Genomic DNA, 13,329 nt, shown 5'->3' with positions numbered 1-13,329 from the left:
GGTGCGCACCGGGCTGGTGCGCCGCCTTGCCACGCCCGGCCGCTGGCGCGCGGCGCTGCTCGGCCGGGTGGCGGGGCCCGGCTTCTGGCGGGCCCTGGCCACCGCCTTCGGGCTGGGCGCCGCGACCGCGCTCGCCCTGCCGCCGGTGCATCTGGTGCCGGTGCTGCTGCTGACCCTGCCGGGCCTCTTCCTGATGGTCACCGCCGCACCCACGGCGCGGCGCGCGGCGCTGATCGGCCTGGCCTGGGGCTGGGGTTTCCATGTCGCGGGCCTGCACTGGCTGACGAACGCCATCCTCACCGAAGTGGACCGCTTCTGGTGGCTGGTGCCCATCGCGGTGCCGGCGCTGGCCCTGCCGCTGGGGGCCTTCACCATCCTGCCGGCACTGGCCGCCCGCTGGGCCCGCCCCGGCTGGCCCGCCGCGCTCGCCTTCGCCGCCGCCTGGCTGGCGGCGGAGCTGCTGCGCGGCGTGGTCTTCACCGGCTTTCCCTGGAACCTGATCGGCACCGTCTGGGCTTTTGCCAGCCTGCCGGTGCAATCTGCCGCCTGGATCGGCGTGCATGGGCTTTCGCTGGCCACCGTCCTGCTGGCGCTGGCGCCGCTGGCCGGGCGGCGCGGCTGGATCGGCGGCGGCCTGGCGCTGCTCGCCTTCGCCGGGATCGGCCTCATCCGCCTCTGGCCGGCGGAGCCGGAGCCGGAACCCGTCACCATGGTGCTGGTGCAGGGGAATGTGGCGCAGGAGGCGAAATGGCGGGAAGACACCCGCCTGCCGATCTTCCAGCGCTATATCGAATTGACCGCCGGCGGCATCCGCACCGCGGCGCAGGAAGCCCCGGGCAACCGCATCGTCGCCGTCTGGCCGGAAACCGCCAGCCCCTTCCTGCTGGCCAGCGACCCCCGTGCGGCGGAGATGGCCACGGCGCCGCTGCCGCCCGGCGCGCTGCTGCTGGCCGGCAGCGTGCGGGCCGAATTCGCGCCCGATGGTCGCGCCAGCCGCGTCTGGAACAGCCTGGTGGCGCTGGATGCGCAAGGCGCGGTGCTGGATGCCTATGACAAGGTGCACCTGGTGCCCTTCGGCGAATACACGCCGCTGCGCGGCCTGCTGCCGATCCGCCTGGTACTCTCGGCGCTGGATTTCTCCGCGGGCCCGGCGTTGCGGGCCATCAGCCTGCCGGGCCTGCCGGCCTTCGGCAGCCTGATCTGCTACGAGGTGATCTTCCCCGGCGCGGTGACGCCGGCGGCGCGGCCGGGCTTCCTGGTCAATATCACCAACGATGCCTGGTTCGGCGTCTCCGCCGGCCCGCACCAGCACCTGGCCGCGGCGCGGCTGCGCGCGGTGGAGGAGGGGCTGCCGCTGGTGCGCGCGGCGCAGACCGGCATTTCCGCCGTCTTCGATGCGCGTGGCCGGGTGGTGGCGCGGATGGGTCTGGCCGAGACGGGGGTGGTTGTGGCCCCCCTGCCGCGCCCGGCGCCGGCGACGCCTTTCGCCAATCTCGGATTGTGGATACCGATTCTTTTACTCGTTCTGGTATCAACGGGCTCAACCTACGGTTCGCTTTCGCGAGGATCATCGCGTGGTGGAGGTTCGTCTCCCTGATCATCCGCATCAGGGGGTGTGGGAGCTTTATTGAGATTTCTCAAAAGAGTTGACAAATCATAACCACGCGGATACCCCTTGGTGCGGCCGCCGGTCCGAGGTGTTTCGCCCCGCCCGCATCGGCTCCGCCCAGGCCAGGATGGCCCCCTGAACGGGTGGACATGAACTTCCCTGGAGTGGAGTGCGAGTGTTGGCCATTCCGAGCGATGACGTGGTCGAACGTACGGAACGGGAGCACCGCCCGAGCCCGATCGACGTTCATGTGGGCAGCCGGGTGCGACTGCGCCGCACTCTCCTCGGCATGAGCCAGGAGAAGCTGGGTGAGGCCTTGGGCCTGACCTTTCAACAGGTTCAGAAGTATGAGCGGGGTGTGAACCGCATCGGCGCCAGCCGGCTGTTCGACATCTCCCGCGTCCTGGACGTGCCGATCGGCTTCTTCTTCGACGACATGCCGCCCGAGATGGGCGGCAGCCAGGGCAACCGCCGCTTCACCGGATTCCAGGAGCAGCAGGACGGATTCGAGGACGATACCCTGCATCGGCGGGAGACGCTGGAGCTGGTCCGCGCCTATTACCGGATCACCGATGCCTCCGTCCGCAAGCGGGTTTTCGACCTGATCAAGAGCCTGACCCCCACCGAATAGCGGTCGCGTCAGCGCAACTGGGGGTTGTCGAATTCCGGGCTGCGGTAGCGGTGCAGAGCCGTCCGCAATGCCTCGCCGAGGTCCCGTTTCTCCGCGTCTGAGAGAAAAACCCCCAGCTCCACCCGCCGGCCGCGCTGCACGAGGCTGAGGCGTGCAACCCCGCCGGCCACCTCCTCCAGCGTCACGCGGGTCCAATAAGGCTGCAGCACCGTCTCCCGCCGCCCGCCCCGGCCATTGGCGGTGACGATGCGCAGGTCCGTCTCGGTCAGCTGCACCACCTCCCGCGCCCGGGCGCTCCAGCGCCGGTGCAGCGCGACCAGCCCCAGCACCAGCGCCACCTCCACGCCCAGGAAGCCCAGCACGGGCCAGGCGCCGAGCACCAGGAACAGCCCGCCCGGCACCGCCGCGCCGGCGGCCGAGAACAGGCAGAGCAGCCGCATCCCCCGCGCCGAAAGGCTCTGCGACGGGGTGCTGATGGCTTCGAACAGGATCGGGGTGGCTGACATCCTGCTTCACTATGGGGTAGGGCTGGCGTTCCGCCATGCCTGAAAAATCAGAACCCGCACCCAAGCGCAAGGTTGCGACCCGCCCCGCCGCCGCGCCGCGCATCCGCAAGGCCCGCGCCATGAACCGCGCCCAGGCCGAGGCCTTCTTGCGCGCCCTGGCGGCAGCGAACCCCGCCCCGGAAACCGAGCTGCATTTTCGGGATGCCTATACGCTGCTGGTCGCGGTGGCACTCTCCGCCCAGACCACCGATGTGGCGGTGAACAAGGCCACCGCCACCCTCTTCGAGGCCGCGGCCACGCCCGCCGCCATGGTCGCCCTCGGGGTGGAGGGGGTGGCGCCGCATATCCGCCGGATCGGGTTGTGGCAGGGCAAGGCGCGTAACGTGGTGGCGCTGTCCCAGCTGCTGCTGGACCGCCACGGCGGGGAGGTGCCGAACGACCGCGCGGCGCTGGAGGCGCTGCCCGGCGTCGGCCGCAAGACCGCGAATGTCGTCCTCAACGTCGCCTTCGGGCAGGAGACGATGGCGGTGGACACGCACATCTTCCGCCTGGGCAACCGCACCGGCCTGGCGCCGGGCAAGACCACGCGGCAGGTGGAGGATGGGCTGGTGAAGCGCTGCCCGCCCGATATGCTGCGGGATGCGCATCACTGGCTGATCCTGCACGGCCGCTACTGCTGCAAGGCGCGTGCCCCGGAATGCTGGCGCTGCCCGGCCCTGGCCTTCTGCAACTACCCGGCCAAGGTCCTGGCGCCGCCCGTCAGATAGGCTACCGGTCGATATCCTCGATCGACAGCCCGAAGGCCGCCACGCCCTCGGCCAGCAGGTCGCCGAAATTGTCGATGCCGAGCAGCATCTCGGCGGCATCCTCGCCATTGTCGCGCTCGGCCGCCTGGGCCAGCGCCTCCTCCCATTCCTCCGCCGTGAAATCGCCGCGGCCGACCAGGACCAGCGCGATCAGCGCCGCCTGCTCATCGTCGTTCAGGGCGAGGATCGCCGCCCGCAGGCTGTCCTCGTCGAATTCGTCCTCGGCCTCGCCGGCATCGGCGTCGGGCTCCTCATCGGCATCGAGGTCCACCACCTCGGTGCCCTGCACGGCCCGGGCGTGGTCGACCAGCGTCGCCACCAGTTCCAGGCTGATGCCCAGGTCGAGATCGTCTTCCGATGGCTCCGCCATGGGATGCCCCTTTTCGTCACGCAGGAATTAGAATGTTTGGGCGGGTTCGGTTCCAAGCCCGCCCCCGAAAAAAACGTGTCAAAAAACCTCAGCCATTCACCCAGTCGGGCGCCATGGCCGGATTCACGAAGCGCCGGTCCTTGGGCAGCGCCGCGATGGCGGCGAGATCCGCCGCATCCAGCTTGAGGTCGAGCGCCGCCAGGTTCTCGGCCTGCCGCGCTGGGCTTGCCGCCTTCGGCACCATGGCGATGCCGGGCTGGGCGAGCAGCCAGGCCAGCGCCACCTGCGCCGCCGTCGCCCCATGTTTCTGGGCGATCGCCTGCAGGGCGGGCTCGTTGGGCGCATTGCCCTTGCCGAGAGGCGAATAGGCGGTCAGCGCCATGCCATTCGCCCGGCAGATCTCCAGCAGCTTCGACTGGTCCAGCAGCGCATGGCATTCCACCTGCAGGCAGGCCAGGCCCACGCCGCAATCGATCGCCCGCTGCAGCAGCTTCGGCGGGAAGTTGGAGACGCCGATGGCCTTGGCGCGGCCCTCCGCGCGGATCGCGGCGAGGCCGGCCAGGGCATCCGGCAGGTCCAGCTCCGGGCTCGGCCAATGGATCAGCAGCAGGTCGACATAGGGCGTCGCCAGGCGCTTCAGGCTGGCATCGAAGGCGGTGCGGATCGCCGCGCCATTCGTCTTGTCGTTCCAGATTTTTGTCGTGAGGAAGATCTCTTCGCGCGGCAGGCCGGAGGCGGCGAGGCCGAGGCCGACCGTCTCCTCATTGCCGTACATCTCGGCCGTGTCGATGTGGCGGTAGCCGAGCGACAGGGCGGATTCGACCGCCGCCGTGCACTCCGCGCCCTTCATCGGCCAGGTGCCGAGGCCGAGGCGCGGCATGCGGATGGTCGGCGTCTCGATCACTTGCATGGGCATGCGCATCTTCCTCAGCGCTTGGAAAGGTCGACGAAGCCGGCAAAACCCGCCTCGGTGCCGAAGGCCAGCCGCGTGCCGGTGGCGTTCCAGGCGAGGCTGGTGATGCCCGACCCCCGCGGCGGCGCCACCGGCACCACCTTGCCGCTGGCCACTTCCGCCATCAGCACCAGCCCGTCGCCAAAACCGGCGGCCACGACTTCATGCTGCGGATGGAAGGCGACGGCGCTGCACAGAACCTCGTCTCCGCCGGCGAGTTCCGTCGGCGCCTTGCCCATCGGGCCGCCGCCGAAGAAGGGCCAGAGCACCACGGATTCCGCGCCACTCGTCGCCAGCCAGCGGCCGCGGCTGCTGAAGGCGATGGAATGCGTCTTGCCGGGATAGCCGGACATCCGCATGTGCTGGCCATCCGCCAGCCGCCAGCCATGCAGCGCGGTTTCCTGCATGGCGGTCACCACATGGGTGCCGTCCGGGCTGAAGGCGATGGCGTGATGGCTGCCCTTCCACTCCAGGACCTTAGCCTTGTCCTCCTTGGCGCCGACGAACCACAGCGAGGCGCCGCCGTAGTGGCTGGCGGCCAGCCGCTTGCCCTTGGCATCGAAGGCCAGCCCGCCGACCGAGGAGGGATGCGGCAGCGATTTCGCGACCGCCTCCGCCGCATCCAGCACATGCGCGACCTTGCCCACCGAGGCCGCCCGCACGCCCGACTCATGGGCGGCCACATGGTCCACCCACTTGCTGCCGAACTTTTGCACCACCGTCACCGTGCCGTCAGGCGCGGTGTGCACGAGCCGGCCATCGTCGCCGCCGGTCAGGAAGCCGCCCTTGGCATCGGCGCAGGCCGAGAGGATGGCGCCGTCATGCGCCGCCACCGCCTTGTCGCCGATTCGCACCGTGCCATCCGCCAGCGCGAAACCCAGTACCCCCGCGCGATCGAAGATCGCCGCGACCACCCAGGCGCCGAGCTCCTCCGCCGCGCCGCGGCTCGCCAGCAGGAAATCGGCTTCCGAGACGCCTGCCATCAGGCCGGCACCTGGCATGCCTCAAAACCGCGGCGCAGCTGCGGGCGGTTCAGGTCGCGGCCGATGAAGACGATCTTGGACCGCCGCGGATCGCCGTCCTTCCAGTTCCCGATATAGTCGCCGTCGGCGATCATATGCACCGCCTGGAAGGCGAAGCGCCGGTCGTCATTGGCATATGACAAAATGCCCTTGGTGCGCAGCAGGTCCTGGCCCTTCTTCTGCAGCAGCTCGCTGATCCAGGCATTGAACTTTTCCGGGTCCAGCGGGCGGGACACCTCGAAGGACAGGCTCATCACCGCGTCGTCATGGGTGTGGTCGTCCTCGCCCGAGAGGAACTCCGGGTCGCGCTCCAGGATGCGCGCCAGGTTGAAGGCGTCGCGGCCGATCACGGAATCGATCGGCACCTCGGACTTCGTGGCGCGGCGGATCTCGGCATAGGGGTTGATGCCGCGGATCCGGCGCTCCACCGCCTCCGCCTCCTCGGCCGTCACCAGGTCCATCTTGTTCAGCACGATGATATCGGCGAAGGCGATCTGCTCCTGCGCCTCCTTGCTGTCGTCGAGGCGCGCGAAGAGGTGCTTCGCGTCCACCACGGTGACGATGGCGTCCAGCCGCGTGGCACGCTTCACATCCTCGTCCGCGAAGAAGGTCTGCGCCACCGGGGCGGGGTCGGCCAGGCCCGTGGTCTCCACGATGATGCCGTCGAAGCGGCCCTTGCGCTTCATCAGCCCGCCGATGATGCGGATCAGGTCGCCGCGCACGGTGCAGCAGATGCAGCCGTTGTTCATCTCGAAGACTTCCTCGTCAGCATCCACCACGAGGTCGTTGTCCACGCCGAGCTCACCGAACTCGTTGATCACCACCGCGAATTTGCGGCCGTGATTCTCCGACAGGATGCGGTTCAGCAGCGTGGTCTTGCCGGCGCCGAGATAGCCGGTGAGCACGGTGACGGGGACGGGGGCGGGGGATGCGTCGGACATCGGGGGCGGTCTCCGGGATCGGGTTGGGCGCATATATGGGATTGCCGCCGGCCGCTACCCGTGCCGCCTGCAAGGCTGGGTACGGCGGGCGGCTTCAGGACCGGACGGCGCGGCCGCGCACCGCCTCCTCCAGCGCCCGGGCCAGCTCCGCCATGGCCACCGGCTTCACCAGATAGGCATCCATCCCCGCCGCCTGCGCCGCCTGCCTTCCCTGCGCCTCCGCCTGGGCGGTCACCGCCAGCACCGGCAGCCGTCCCGCCGGCCCGGGCAGGGCGCGCAGCCGCCGCGTCGCCTCCAGCCCATCGATCCCCGGCATGTGCAGGTCCATCAGCACGGCGGCATAGGGCCGGGTCTGCATCATCGCCAGCGCGGTGGCGGCATCCGCCGCTTCCTCATGCGCATAGCCGGCGCGGGCCAGCAGCGTGCCGAGCAGCCGGCGGTTCACCGGCACGTCATCCACCACCAGCACCGGTGGCCCGGGGCGGGCCGGGGTGGGCGACGGCGGCGCATCCGGCGGCGCGGGTGCGGCCGGCACCAGCGCCTCCGCCACCTGCGGCAGCGGCAGGGTGACGGTGAAGCTGCTGCCGCGCCCGGGCGCGCTCTGCACCTCGATCCGCCCGCCCATGCGCGCGGCGAGGTCGCGGCAGATGGACAGGCCGAGCCCGGTGCCGCCGTCGCTGTCCTGGAACCGGTCGAAGAGCGTGGCCACACGCTCCGCCGCGATGCCCCGCCCGGTGTCGGAGACCGACAGCTCCAGCGCGCCCTGCGCATTCTGCCGCGCCTCGATCCGCACCTCTCCGCCCTCGGTGAAGCGGATGGCATTGGCCACCATATTGGTCAGGATCTGCCGGATGCGGGGCGGGTCGCCGCGCCAGGCGGGCGGCGTGCCGGCGGCCACCGCCACGGCCAGCCGGTTGCCCCGCGCTGTCGCGCGGGCCCGCAGCAGTGCCACCACCTGCTCCATCAGCTCGTCGACGCGAAACGGCAGGTCGGCCAGCGGCGGCAGGGCCGCGCCCGGCACCTCGATCAGGTCGCGCAGCACCGTCATCAGGTCCAGCGCCGCCTGGCGGGAGGCCGCGACATCGACCCGCGCCGCCGCCGGCAGGCCCGGCTGCTCCAGCACCAGCTCCAGCAGCCCGACGATGCCGCTGAGCGGCGTGCGCACCTCATGCGCCGCGGTGGAGAGTATCTGCGTGCGCAGCCCATCGGCCTGGCGCTGTGCCTCGGCCTCCGCCCGCCGGGTGCATTCCGCCAGATCCGCCGCCGCCTGGCGGGCGCTGCGGCGCCAGGCCCAGGCGGCGCCCAGCGCGGCCGCCGCCTGCAGCAGCAGCAGGCCGGCCAGGATCGGCGCCGAATCCTCACCCGGCCAAGGCCCCGCCACCGCAAGCGCCACCACGCCCAGCGCGGCTGCGGCCGGGAGCAGCAGCAGGGCCCGGGCGGGGCGGGGCAGGGTCACTCAGGCCGGCACGGCGCGGATCGCCTCGGACAGCGTGCCGAAGATGCGGTCCACATGCGGCCGCTCCATGATCAATGGCGGCGACAGCGCCACGATATCGCCGGTGACGCGCACCAGCACGCCGCTGTCGAAGCAGTTGCGGAACACCTCCATGGCGCGGGCGCCGGGCTTGCCGGCGCGCGGCTCCAGCTCGATGCCCGCGATCAGGCCCATGTTGCGCACATCGATGACGCCGGGCGTGCCGCGCATGGCATGCGCCGCCTCCTCGAAATAGGGCTCCATGGCCCGCGCACGGCCGGGCAGGTCCTCCGCCCGGTGCAACTCCAGCGTGGCGATGGCCGCCGCCGAGGCCAGGGGATGGCCGGAATAGGTATAGCCGTGGAACAGCTCGATGCCGGAGGGCACGCCATCGACGATGGTCGCATAGATCTCGTTGCTGGTGGCCACCGCGCCCATCGGCACCGCGGCATTGGTCAGCCCCTTGGCCATGGTCATGATATCCGGCGTCACGCCCAGGCGTTCCGCGCCGAAATTCGTGCCGATGCGGCCGAAGCCGGTGATGACCTCGTCGAAGATCAGCAGGATGCCGTGCTTCGTGCAGATTTTTCGCAGTTTTTCGAGGTAGCCCTTGGGCGGAACGAGGACGCCGGTGCTGCCGGCGACGGGCTCGACCATCACCGCCGCGATGGTGTCGCCATGCAGGGCGACCAGGTTCTCCAGGACATCCGCCAGGTTCTCGCCATGCTCCGGCTGGCCTTTCGAAAAGGCGTTCTGGGCGGGGAGGTGGGTATGCGGCAGGTGGTCCACATAGGGGAGCTGCGCGGAAAACTGCTTGCGGTTGCCGCCGATGCCGCCCACCGACATGCCGCCGAAGCCGACGCCGTGATAGCCGCGCTCCCGCCCCACCAGCCGCACGCGCTGCGATTCACCGCGGGCCTTGTGATAGGCGAGCGCGATCTTCAGCGCGGTATCCGCGGCCTCCGACCCCGAATTGATGAAGAAGACCCGGTCCATGCCCTCGGGCGTCATCTCGGCGACGCGCGCCGCGGCCTCGAAGGCGATGGGGTGGCCGAGCTGGAAGGTCGGCGCGAAATCCATCACCGCGGCCTGCTTCTGGATCGCCTCGACGATCTCCCGCCGGCCATGGCCGGCATTGCAGCACCAGAGGCCCGCCGTGCCGTCCAGGATCTCCTGCCCCTCGGGCGTGAAGTAGGACATGCCCTCGGCGCGGGCCAGCATGCGCGGGGTGGATTTGAAATACTTGTTGTCGCTATAGGGCATCCAGAACGCGTCGAGGTTGTTGCGACGCGGAATCTGCATCTCGTTCATCGGAGGGGTCCTTCTGCACCGCAACCAAAGCAAGCGGCGGGCCCGGGGGCAAGCGCGGCCATGCTCCGCCGCAGATGGTGATCCCAAGCCGTGGTGCCGCGCATGAAGCTGCTGGTGCTCGACGGCGCGCTGGCCCGCTGCTCCGCCGCCGGCTTCGTCGATGGTGTCCTGGTGGCGGAGGAGGTGGCCGATGGCGCCCGGCTGCAGCCGGTGGCCCTGCCGCCGATGGCGGACCGCGTGCTGCGCGCCCTGGCCGGCCCTTGGCCGAGGCTGGATGCGGTGGCGGTGGTGGTGGGTCCGGGCGGCTTCACCGGGCTGCGCGCCGCGATCTCCCTGGCCGAGGGCCTGGCGCTCGGCGCCGGCGCCCGGCTGGTCGGCATCACGACCGGGGAGGCACTGGCCGCCGCCCTGCCGGAGACGCTGCGCGCCCGGCGGGCCGTGTGGTCGGCGGTCGATACCAGGCGCGGCCGCCTGGTGCTGGAACGCCTCGCCCCCGGCGCCTGGCAGGCGGAGGACGCGCCGCAGCCGATGGCGGAGGAAGACCTGCCCGACCCGCCGGGCCCGGTGGCCCTGGTGGGCGATGCCGCGCCGGGCGCCGCGGCGCGGCTCCGGGCACGGGGCGCCGATGTGGTGCTGACGGAGGCGCTGCTGCCCCTGGCCTCCGCCGCCGGGCTGGTGGCGCTGCGCCGCCTGGCCGGGGCGATCCCGCTGCGCGGCGCCGCGCCACTTTATGTCGAGCCGCCGGCGGTGCGGCTGCCCGGATGACGCCGGAGGCGGCCGCCGCGCTTCACGCCGCGGCCTTCCCGCCCGGGGAGGCCTGGGGCGCGGATGCCATCGCCCTGATGCTGGACCTGCCCGGCGCCTTCGGCCTGCTGCGGCCCGGCGCCGGCTTCGTGCTGGCCCGCGTCGCGGCGGATGAGGCGGAGATCCTGACCCTGGCGGTGCATCCCGCGCAGCGCCGCGCCGGCCTGGGCGGGGCCCTGCTGGCGGAGGCTATGGCGGGTGCCGTGCTGCGCGGCGCGACCGCGATGTTCCTGGAAGTCTCGGAGCGCAATGCGCCGGCCCGTGCGCTCTATGCCCGGTCGGGCTTCGCCGAGGTGGGGCGCCGCCGGCGCTATTATGCGGATGGCGCGGATGCGCTGGTGCTGCGGCGGGACCTGAAGACTTAACGGGCTGCGGAAAAAGCCCTCTCCCCCATACGAAGTGGGGGAGAGGGCCTTCCTCTGCTTTTCTGCAGCCGGTTAGGCCTTCTTCCGGATGAGCAGCAGCAGCACGCCATCCGGCGCCTCCGTCGCGGAGAGCACCGCATGGCCCTGTTCGGCCGCGGTACGCGGCACGTTGCGCCGCGGCTCCTCCCCTTTCAGCGCCAGGTGCAGCACCTGGCCCGGCTGCATGCGATCCAGCGCCAGGCGGGTGCGCACGAAGGTCATCGGGCAAGTCTCGCCGGTGATGTCGAGGGACTGGTCGGGCCGGATTTCTTCCGCTGTCACAAGATTCATCGGAACCTGCCTATTCCTTCGACAAACGACATTGCATCCGAACGATTCCAAGCAATATAGTCCTGTGGAGCGTCGCGGCACAGGACATCTCGTCCCACTGGTGCGAAGTATTCGGACCAGACCGGCCGGACGACGCAGGCGAGACCAGAAAAATGGCTGACACGACCGCGAATTCCGACCTGTTGGGCCTGACGGCAGAAATCGTCTCGGCCCATGTCTCGAACAATTCCGTGGCTGTTGCCGATCTGCCGAACCTGATCCAGGAAGTCTACCGCACGCTGTCCAGCATGGGCCAGCCGGTCGTGGAGGTGACGGAGCGTCCGCAGCCTGCCGTGCCGGTCAAGAAGTCGGTGACGCCCGAGTATCTGATCTGCCTGGAAGACGGCAAGAAGCTGAAGATGCTGAAACGGCACCTGAAGACCTCCTTCAACCTGACCCCGGACCAGTACCGGGAGCGTTGGGGCCTGCCGTCGGACTATCCGATGGTGGCGCCGAACTACACCAAGCATCGCTCGACGCTGGCCAAGCGCATCGGCCTCGGCACCAAGCCGCGTGGCCGCCCGCCGGGCCGCGGCCGGGCCGCGGCGGCGGCCCGCGAGGCCTGAGGCCCAGGCGCCGCCGCGTCGCAGCCTGACCCGCCCTTCCGTCCGGCCCGCCCGCATCCTCCGGGTGGCCTGACGGCGCGGTCGGGGCTATGGATAGCGTCCCGGCCCGATGGGGCCGGATCGCCGGAGGGTGCCGCGCCCGAACATGCAGAGTTCCGACGCCCCGACACGCGCTGACGCGGACCGCCCCGATCCGTCGCGGATCGAGCGGCTTTGCGTCGAACGCGGCCTGAAGATGACCGGCCAGCGCCGGTTGATCGCCCGCGTCCTCAGCGAGGCCGAGGACCATCCGGATGTGGAGGAGCTGTACCGCCGCGCCGCCACGCTGGATGCCAAGATCTCGGTTGCCACCGTCTACCGCACGGTCCGGCTGCTGGAGGAGAAGGGCATCGTTGAGCGCCGCGACTTCGGCGGCGGCCGCGCCCGCTACGACCCGACCGATCGGGGCCACCACCATCACCTGATCGATGTCGATACCGGCAAGGTGCTGGAATTCGAGGATCCGGAACATGAGAAGCTGGCACAGGCCATCGCCAAGCGGCTCGGTTTCATCCTGGTCGGGCAGCGGCTGGAGCTGTTCGGCCGCCGCGCCCCCGCCGCCCCGCCGGCGCGGCCCCCGCGCCCGGGCAAGCCGCGCGGCTGAAGGCCGCGCGGGCGTGAACGCGTGAAGGATTTCGCATGAGTGTGGACGGCCCCCTGCCGGCCGATGCGCCGATGCCCGCCGATCTGCGGCAGGTCGCGGCGCTGGCCGATGGGTTCGAGGAACTGCGCGCCGGCAATCTCGGCCTGCGCCTGGCGGAAAGCGCGGCCGAGATCGAGGCCGCCCAGGCACTGCGCTACCGCGTCTTCTACGAGGAGATGGGCGCCCATGCGGATGCCGCGACCCGCGGCAGCCAGCGCGACCGCGACGAATACGATGCGGTGGCGGACCACCTGCTGGTGCTGGACCATGACCTGGGCCAGGGGCCGGAGGCGGTGGTCGGCACCTATCGGCTGATCCGCCGCAAGGGCGCGGACCGGCTGGGCCGTTTCTACTCCGCCGCCGAATACGACCTGGCGCCGCTCCTCGCCTTCGAGGGTGAGATCATGGAGCTCGGCCGGTCCTGCGTCGCCACCGCCTATCGCACGAGGGGCACGCTGCAGCTGCTGTGGCGCGGTATCGCCGCCTTCGTCTTCCGCCACCGGATCGACCTGATGTTCGGCTGCGCCTCCCTGCCCGGGACGGATCTGGACGCGCTGGCGCCGCAGCTCAGCTACCTGCATGCCAATCACCTGGCGCCCCCGGCGCTGCGGCCGCGCGCGGTGCCGGCGCGCCATGTCGCCATGGACCGGCTGCCGGCGGACTCGCTGAACATGCGCGCGGCGCTGGGCGCGCTGCCGCCCCTGGTGAAGGGCTATCTGCGCCTCGGCGGCTTCGTCGGCGATGGCGCGGTGATCGACCAGCAGTTCAACACCACCGATGTCTGCATCGTGGTGAAGACCGACCTGATCACCGACAAGTATTTCCGCCACTACGAGCGGACCGCCGGCCCGGGCTGAGCCGGGCCGGCCTTCGGGGCCTTACGCGGCGCGGATGGCGCCGAGGAAGGTATCGACCTTGCCG

Annotated in this window: 16 protein-coding genes; 8 read left to right on the top strand and 8 right to left on the bottom strand. The window is 70.8% G+C overall.

Annotation, left to right across the window (positions count from 1 at the left end; genetic code table 11):
- The first annotated feature begins 16 nt into the window (after positions 1–16).
- Together lnt and ACTIF1_RS25595 are read left to right on the top strand one after the other, a co-directional pair.
- On the top strand, positions 17–1,597 hold the full coding sequence (gene lnt, locus ACTIF1_RS25600; protein ID WP_439599296.1) for an apolipoprotein N-acyltransferase: 1,581 nt from the start codon (positions 17–19) through the stop codon (positions 1,595–1,597).
- 196 nt (positions 1,598–1,793) lie between these two features.
- The gene (locus ACTIF1_RS25595; protein WP_439599322.1) at positions 1,794–2,240 is read left to right on the top strand and encodes a helix-turn-helix domain-containing protein; all 447 of its coding nucleotides are present in this window, start codon (positions 1,794–1,796) and stop codon (positions 2,238–2,240) included.
- An 8-nt stretch (positions 2,241–2,248) separates the two neighbouring features.
- Here the strand turns inward: ACTIF1_RS25595 and ACTIF1_RS25590 are convergent, their stop codons facing one another.
- Positions 2,249–2,746, bottom strand: a complete 498-nt coding sequence (locus ACTIF1_RS25590; protein ID WP_439599295.1) for a DUF2244 domain-containing protein — start codon at positions 2,744–2,746, stop codon at positions 2,249–2,251.
- A 119-nt stretch (positions 2,747–2,865) separates the two neighbouring features.
- Here ACTIF1_RS25590 and nth point away from each other — a divergent pair, with 119 nt between their 5' ends.
- Complete coding sequence (nth, locus tag ACTIF1_RS25585) at positions 2,866–3,513, top strand: endonuclease III (protein ID WP_439599321.1); 648 nt, start codon at positions 2,866–2,868, stop codon at positions 3,511–3,513.
- Position 3,514: 1 nt separating this feature from the next.
- Here the strand turns inward: nth and ACTIF1_RS25580 are convergent, their stop codons facing one another.
- The 6 genes from ACTIF1_RS25580 to ACTIF1_RS25555 all read right to left on the bottom strand — a co-directional run bounded on the left by ACTIF1_RS25580 (position 3,515) and on the right by ACTIF1_RS25555 (position 9,622).
- Positions 3,515–3,922 carry a DUF3775 domain-containing protein gene (locus ACTIF1_RS25580; RefSeq protein WP_439599294.1) on the bottom strand — a complete coding sequence of 136 codons (408 nt, stop codon included), beginning with the start codon at positions 3,920–3,922 and terminating at the stop codon, positions 3,515–3,517.
- 88 nt (positions 3,923–4,010) lie between these two features.
- Positions 4,011–4,838, bottom strand: a complete 828-nt coding sequence (locus tag ACTIF1_RS25575) for an aldo/keto reductase (protein WP_439599293.1) — start codon at positions 4,836–4,838, stop codon at positions 4,011–4,013.
- An 11-nt stretch (positions 4,839–4,849) separates the two neighbouring features.
- Positions 4,850–5,875: a WD40 repeat domain-containing protein gene (locus ACTIF1_RS25570; RefSeq protein WP_439599292.1), complete on the bottom strand. Its 1,026-nt coding sequence runs from the start codon at positions 5,873–5,875 to the stop codon at positions 4,850–4,852.
- Positions 5,857–6,837 (bottom strand): CobW family GTP-binding protein, encoded by a 981-nt coding sequence (locus ACTIF1_RS25565; RefSeq protein ID WP_439599291.1) that lies wholly within the window; start codon positions 6,835–6,837, stop codon positions 5,857–5,859. Before ACTIF1_RS25565 ends, ACTIF1_RS25570 begins: the two co-directional genes overlap by 19 nt.
- 94 nt (positions 6,838–6,931) lie before the next feature.
- Positions 6,932–8,293 (bottom strand): hybrid sensor histidine kinase/response regulator, encoded by a 1,362-nt coding sequence (locus ACTIF1_RS25560; RefSeq protein WP_439599290.1) that lies wholly within the window; start codon positions 8,291–8,293, stop codon positions 6,932–6,934.
- Positions 8,294–9,622, bottom strand: coding sequence for an aspartate aminotransferase family protein (locus ACTIF1_RS25555; protein WP_439599289.1), 1,329 nt, complete (start codon positions 9,620–9,622; stop codon positions 8,294–8,296). It abuts the gene before it with no gap.
- Between the two features lie 102 nt (positions 9,623–9,724).
- On the opposite strand from ACTIF1_RS25555, the gene tsaB reads away from it, so the two are divergent.
- Positions 9,725–10,387, top strand: coding sequence for a tRNA (adenosine(37)-N6)-threonylcarbamoyltransferase complex dimerization subunit type 1 TsaB (gene tsaB / locus ACTIF1_RS25550; protein WP_439599288.1), 663 nt, complete (start codon positions 9,725–9,727; stop codon positions 10,385–10,387).
- The gene (locus ACTIF1_RS25545; protein ID WP_439599287.1) at positions 10,384–10,791 is read left to right on the top strand and encodes a GNAT family N-acetyltransferase; all 408 of its coding nucleotides are present in this window, start codon (positions 10,384–10,386) and stop codon (positions 10,789–10,791) included. The genes tsaB and ACTIF1_RS25545 overlap by 4 nt, the downstream gene beginning before the upstream one ends.
- Positions 10,792–10,863: 72 nt before the next feature.
- On the opposite strand, the gene ACTIF1_RS25540 is transcribed toward ACTIF1_RS25545, so the two are convergent.
- The gene (locus ACTIF1_RS25540) at positions 10,864–11,121 is read right to left on the bottom strand and encodes a sulfurtransferase TusA family protein (protein ID WP_439599286.1); all 258 of its coding nucleotides are present in this window, start codon (positions 11,119–11,121) and stop codon (positions 10,864–10,866) included.
- Positions 11,122–11,273: 152 nt separating this feature from the next.
- Here ACTIF1_RS25540 and ACTIF1_RS25535 point away from each other — a divergent pair, with 152 nt between their 5' ends.
- The 3 genes from ACTIF1_RS25535 to ACTIF1_RS25525 all read left to right on the top strand — a co-directional run bounded on the left by ACTIF1_RS25535 (position 11,274) and on the right by ACTIF1_RS25525 (position 13,265).
- On the top strand, positions 11,274–11,726 hold the full coding sequence (locus tag ACTIF1_RS25535) for a MucR family transcriptional regulator (RefSeq protein ID WP_439599285.1): 453 nt from the start codon (positions 11,274–11,276) through the stop codon (positions 11,724–11,726).
- Between the two features lie 145 nt (positions 11,727–11,871).
- Positions 11,872–12,369: a Fur family transcriptional regulator gene (locus ACTIF1_RS25530; RefSeq protein WP_439599284.1), complete on the top strand. Its 498-nt coding sequence runs from the start codon at positions 11,872–11,874 to the stop codon at positions 12,367–12,369.
- A 71-nt stretch (positions 12,370–12,440) separates the two neighbouring features.
- A complete protein-coding gene (locus ACTIF1_RS25525; protein ID WP_439599320.1) occupies positions 12,441–13,265 on the top strand; it encodes a GNAT family N-acetyltransferase in 825 nt (274 codons plus the stop codon).
- The last annotated feature ends 64 nt before the right edge of the window (positions 13,266–13,329 follow it).

This window comes from Falsiroseomonas sp., assembly GCF_051860665.1.
Classification (GTDB): Bacteria; Pseudomonadota; Alphaproteobacteria; order Acetobacterales; family Acetobacteraceae; genus Falsiroseomonas.
The sequence above is the reverse complement of the archived record's forward strand: the minus strand, read 5'-3'. Positions and strand labels throughout refer to the sequence as shown.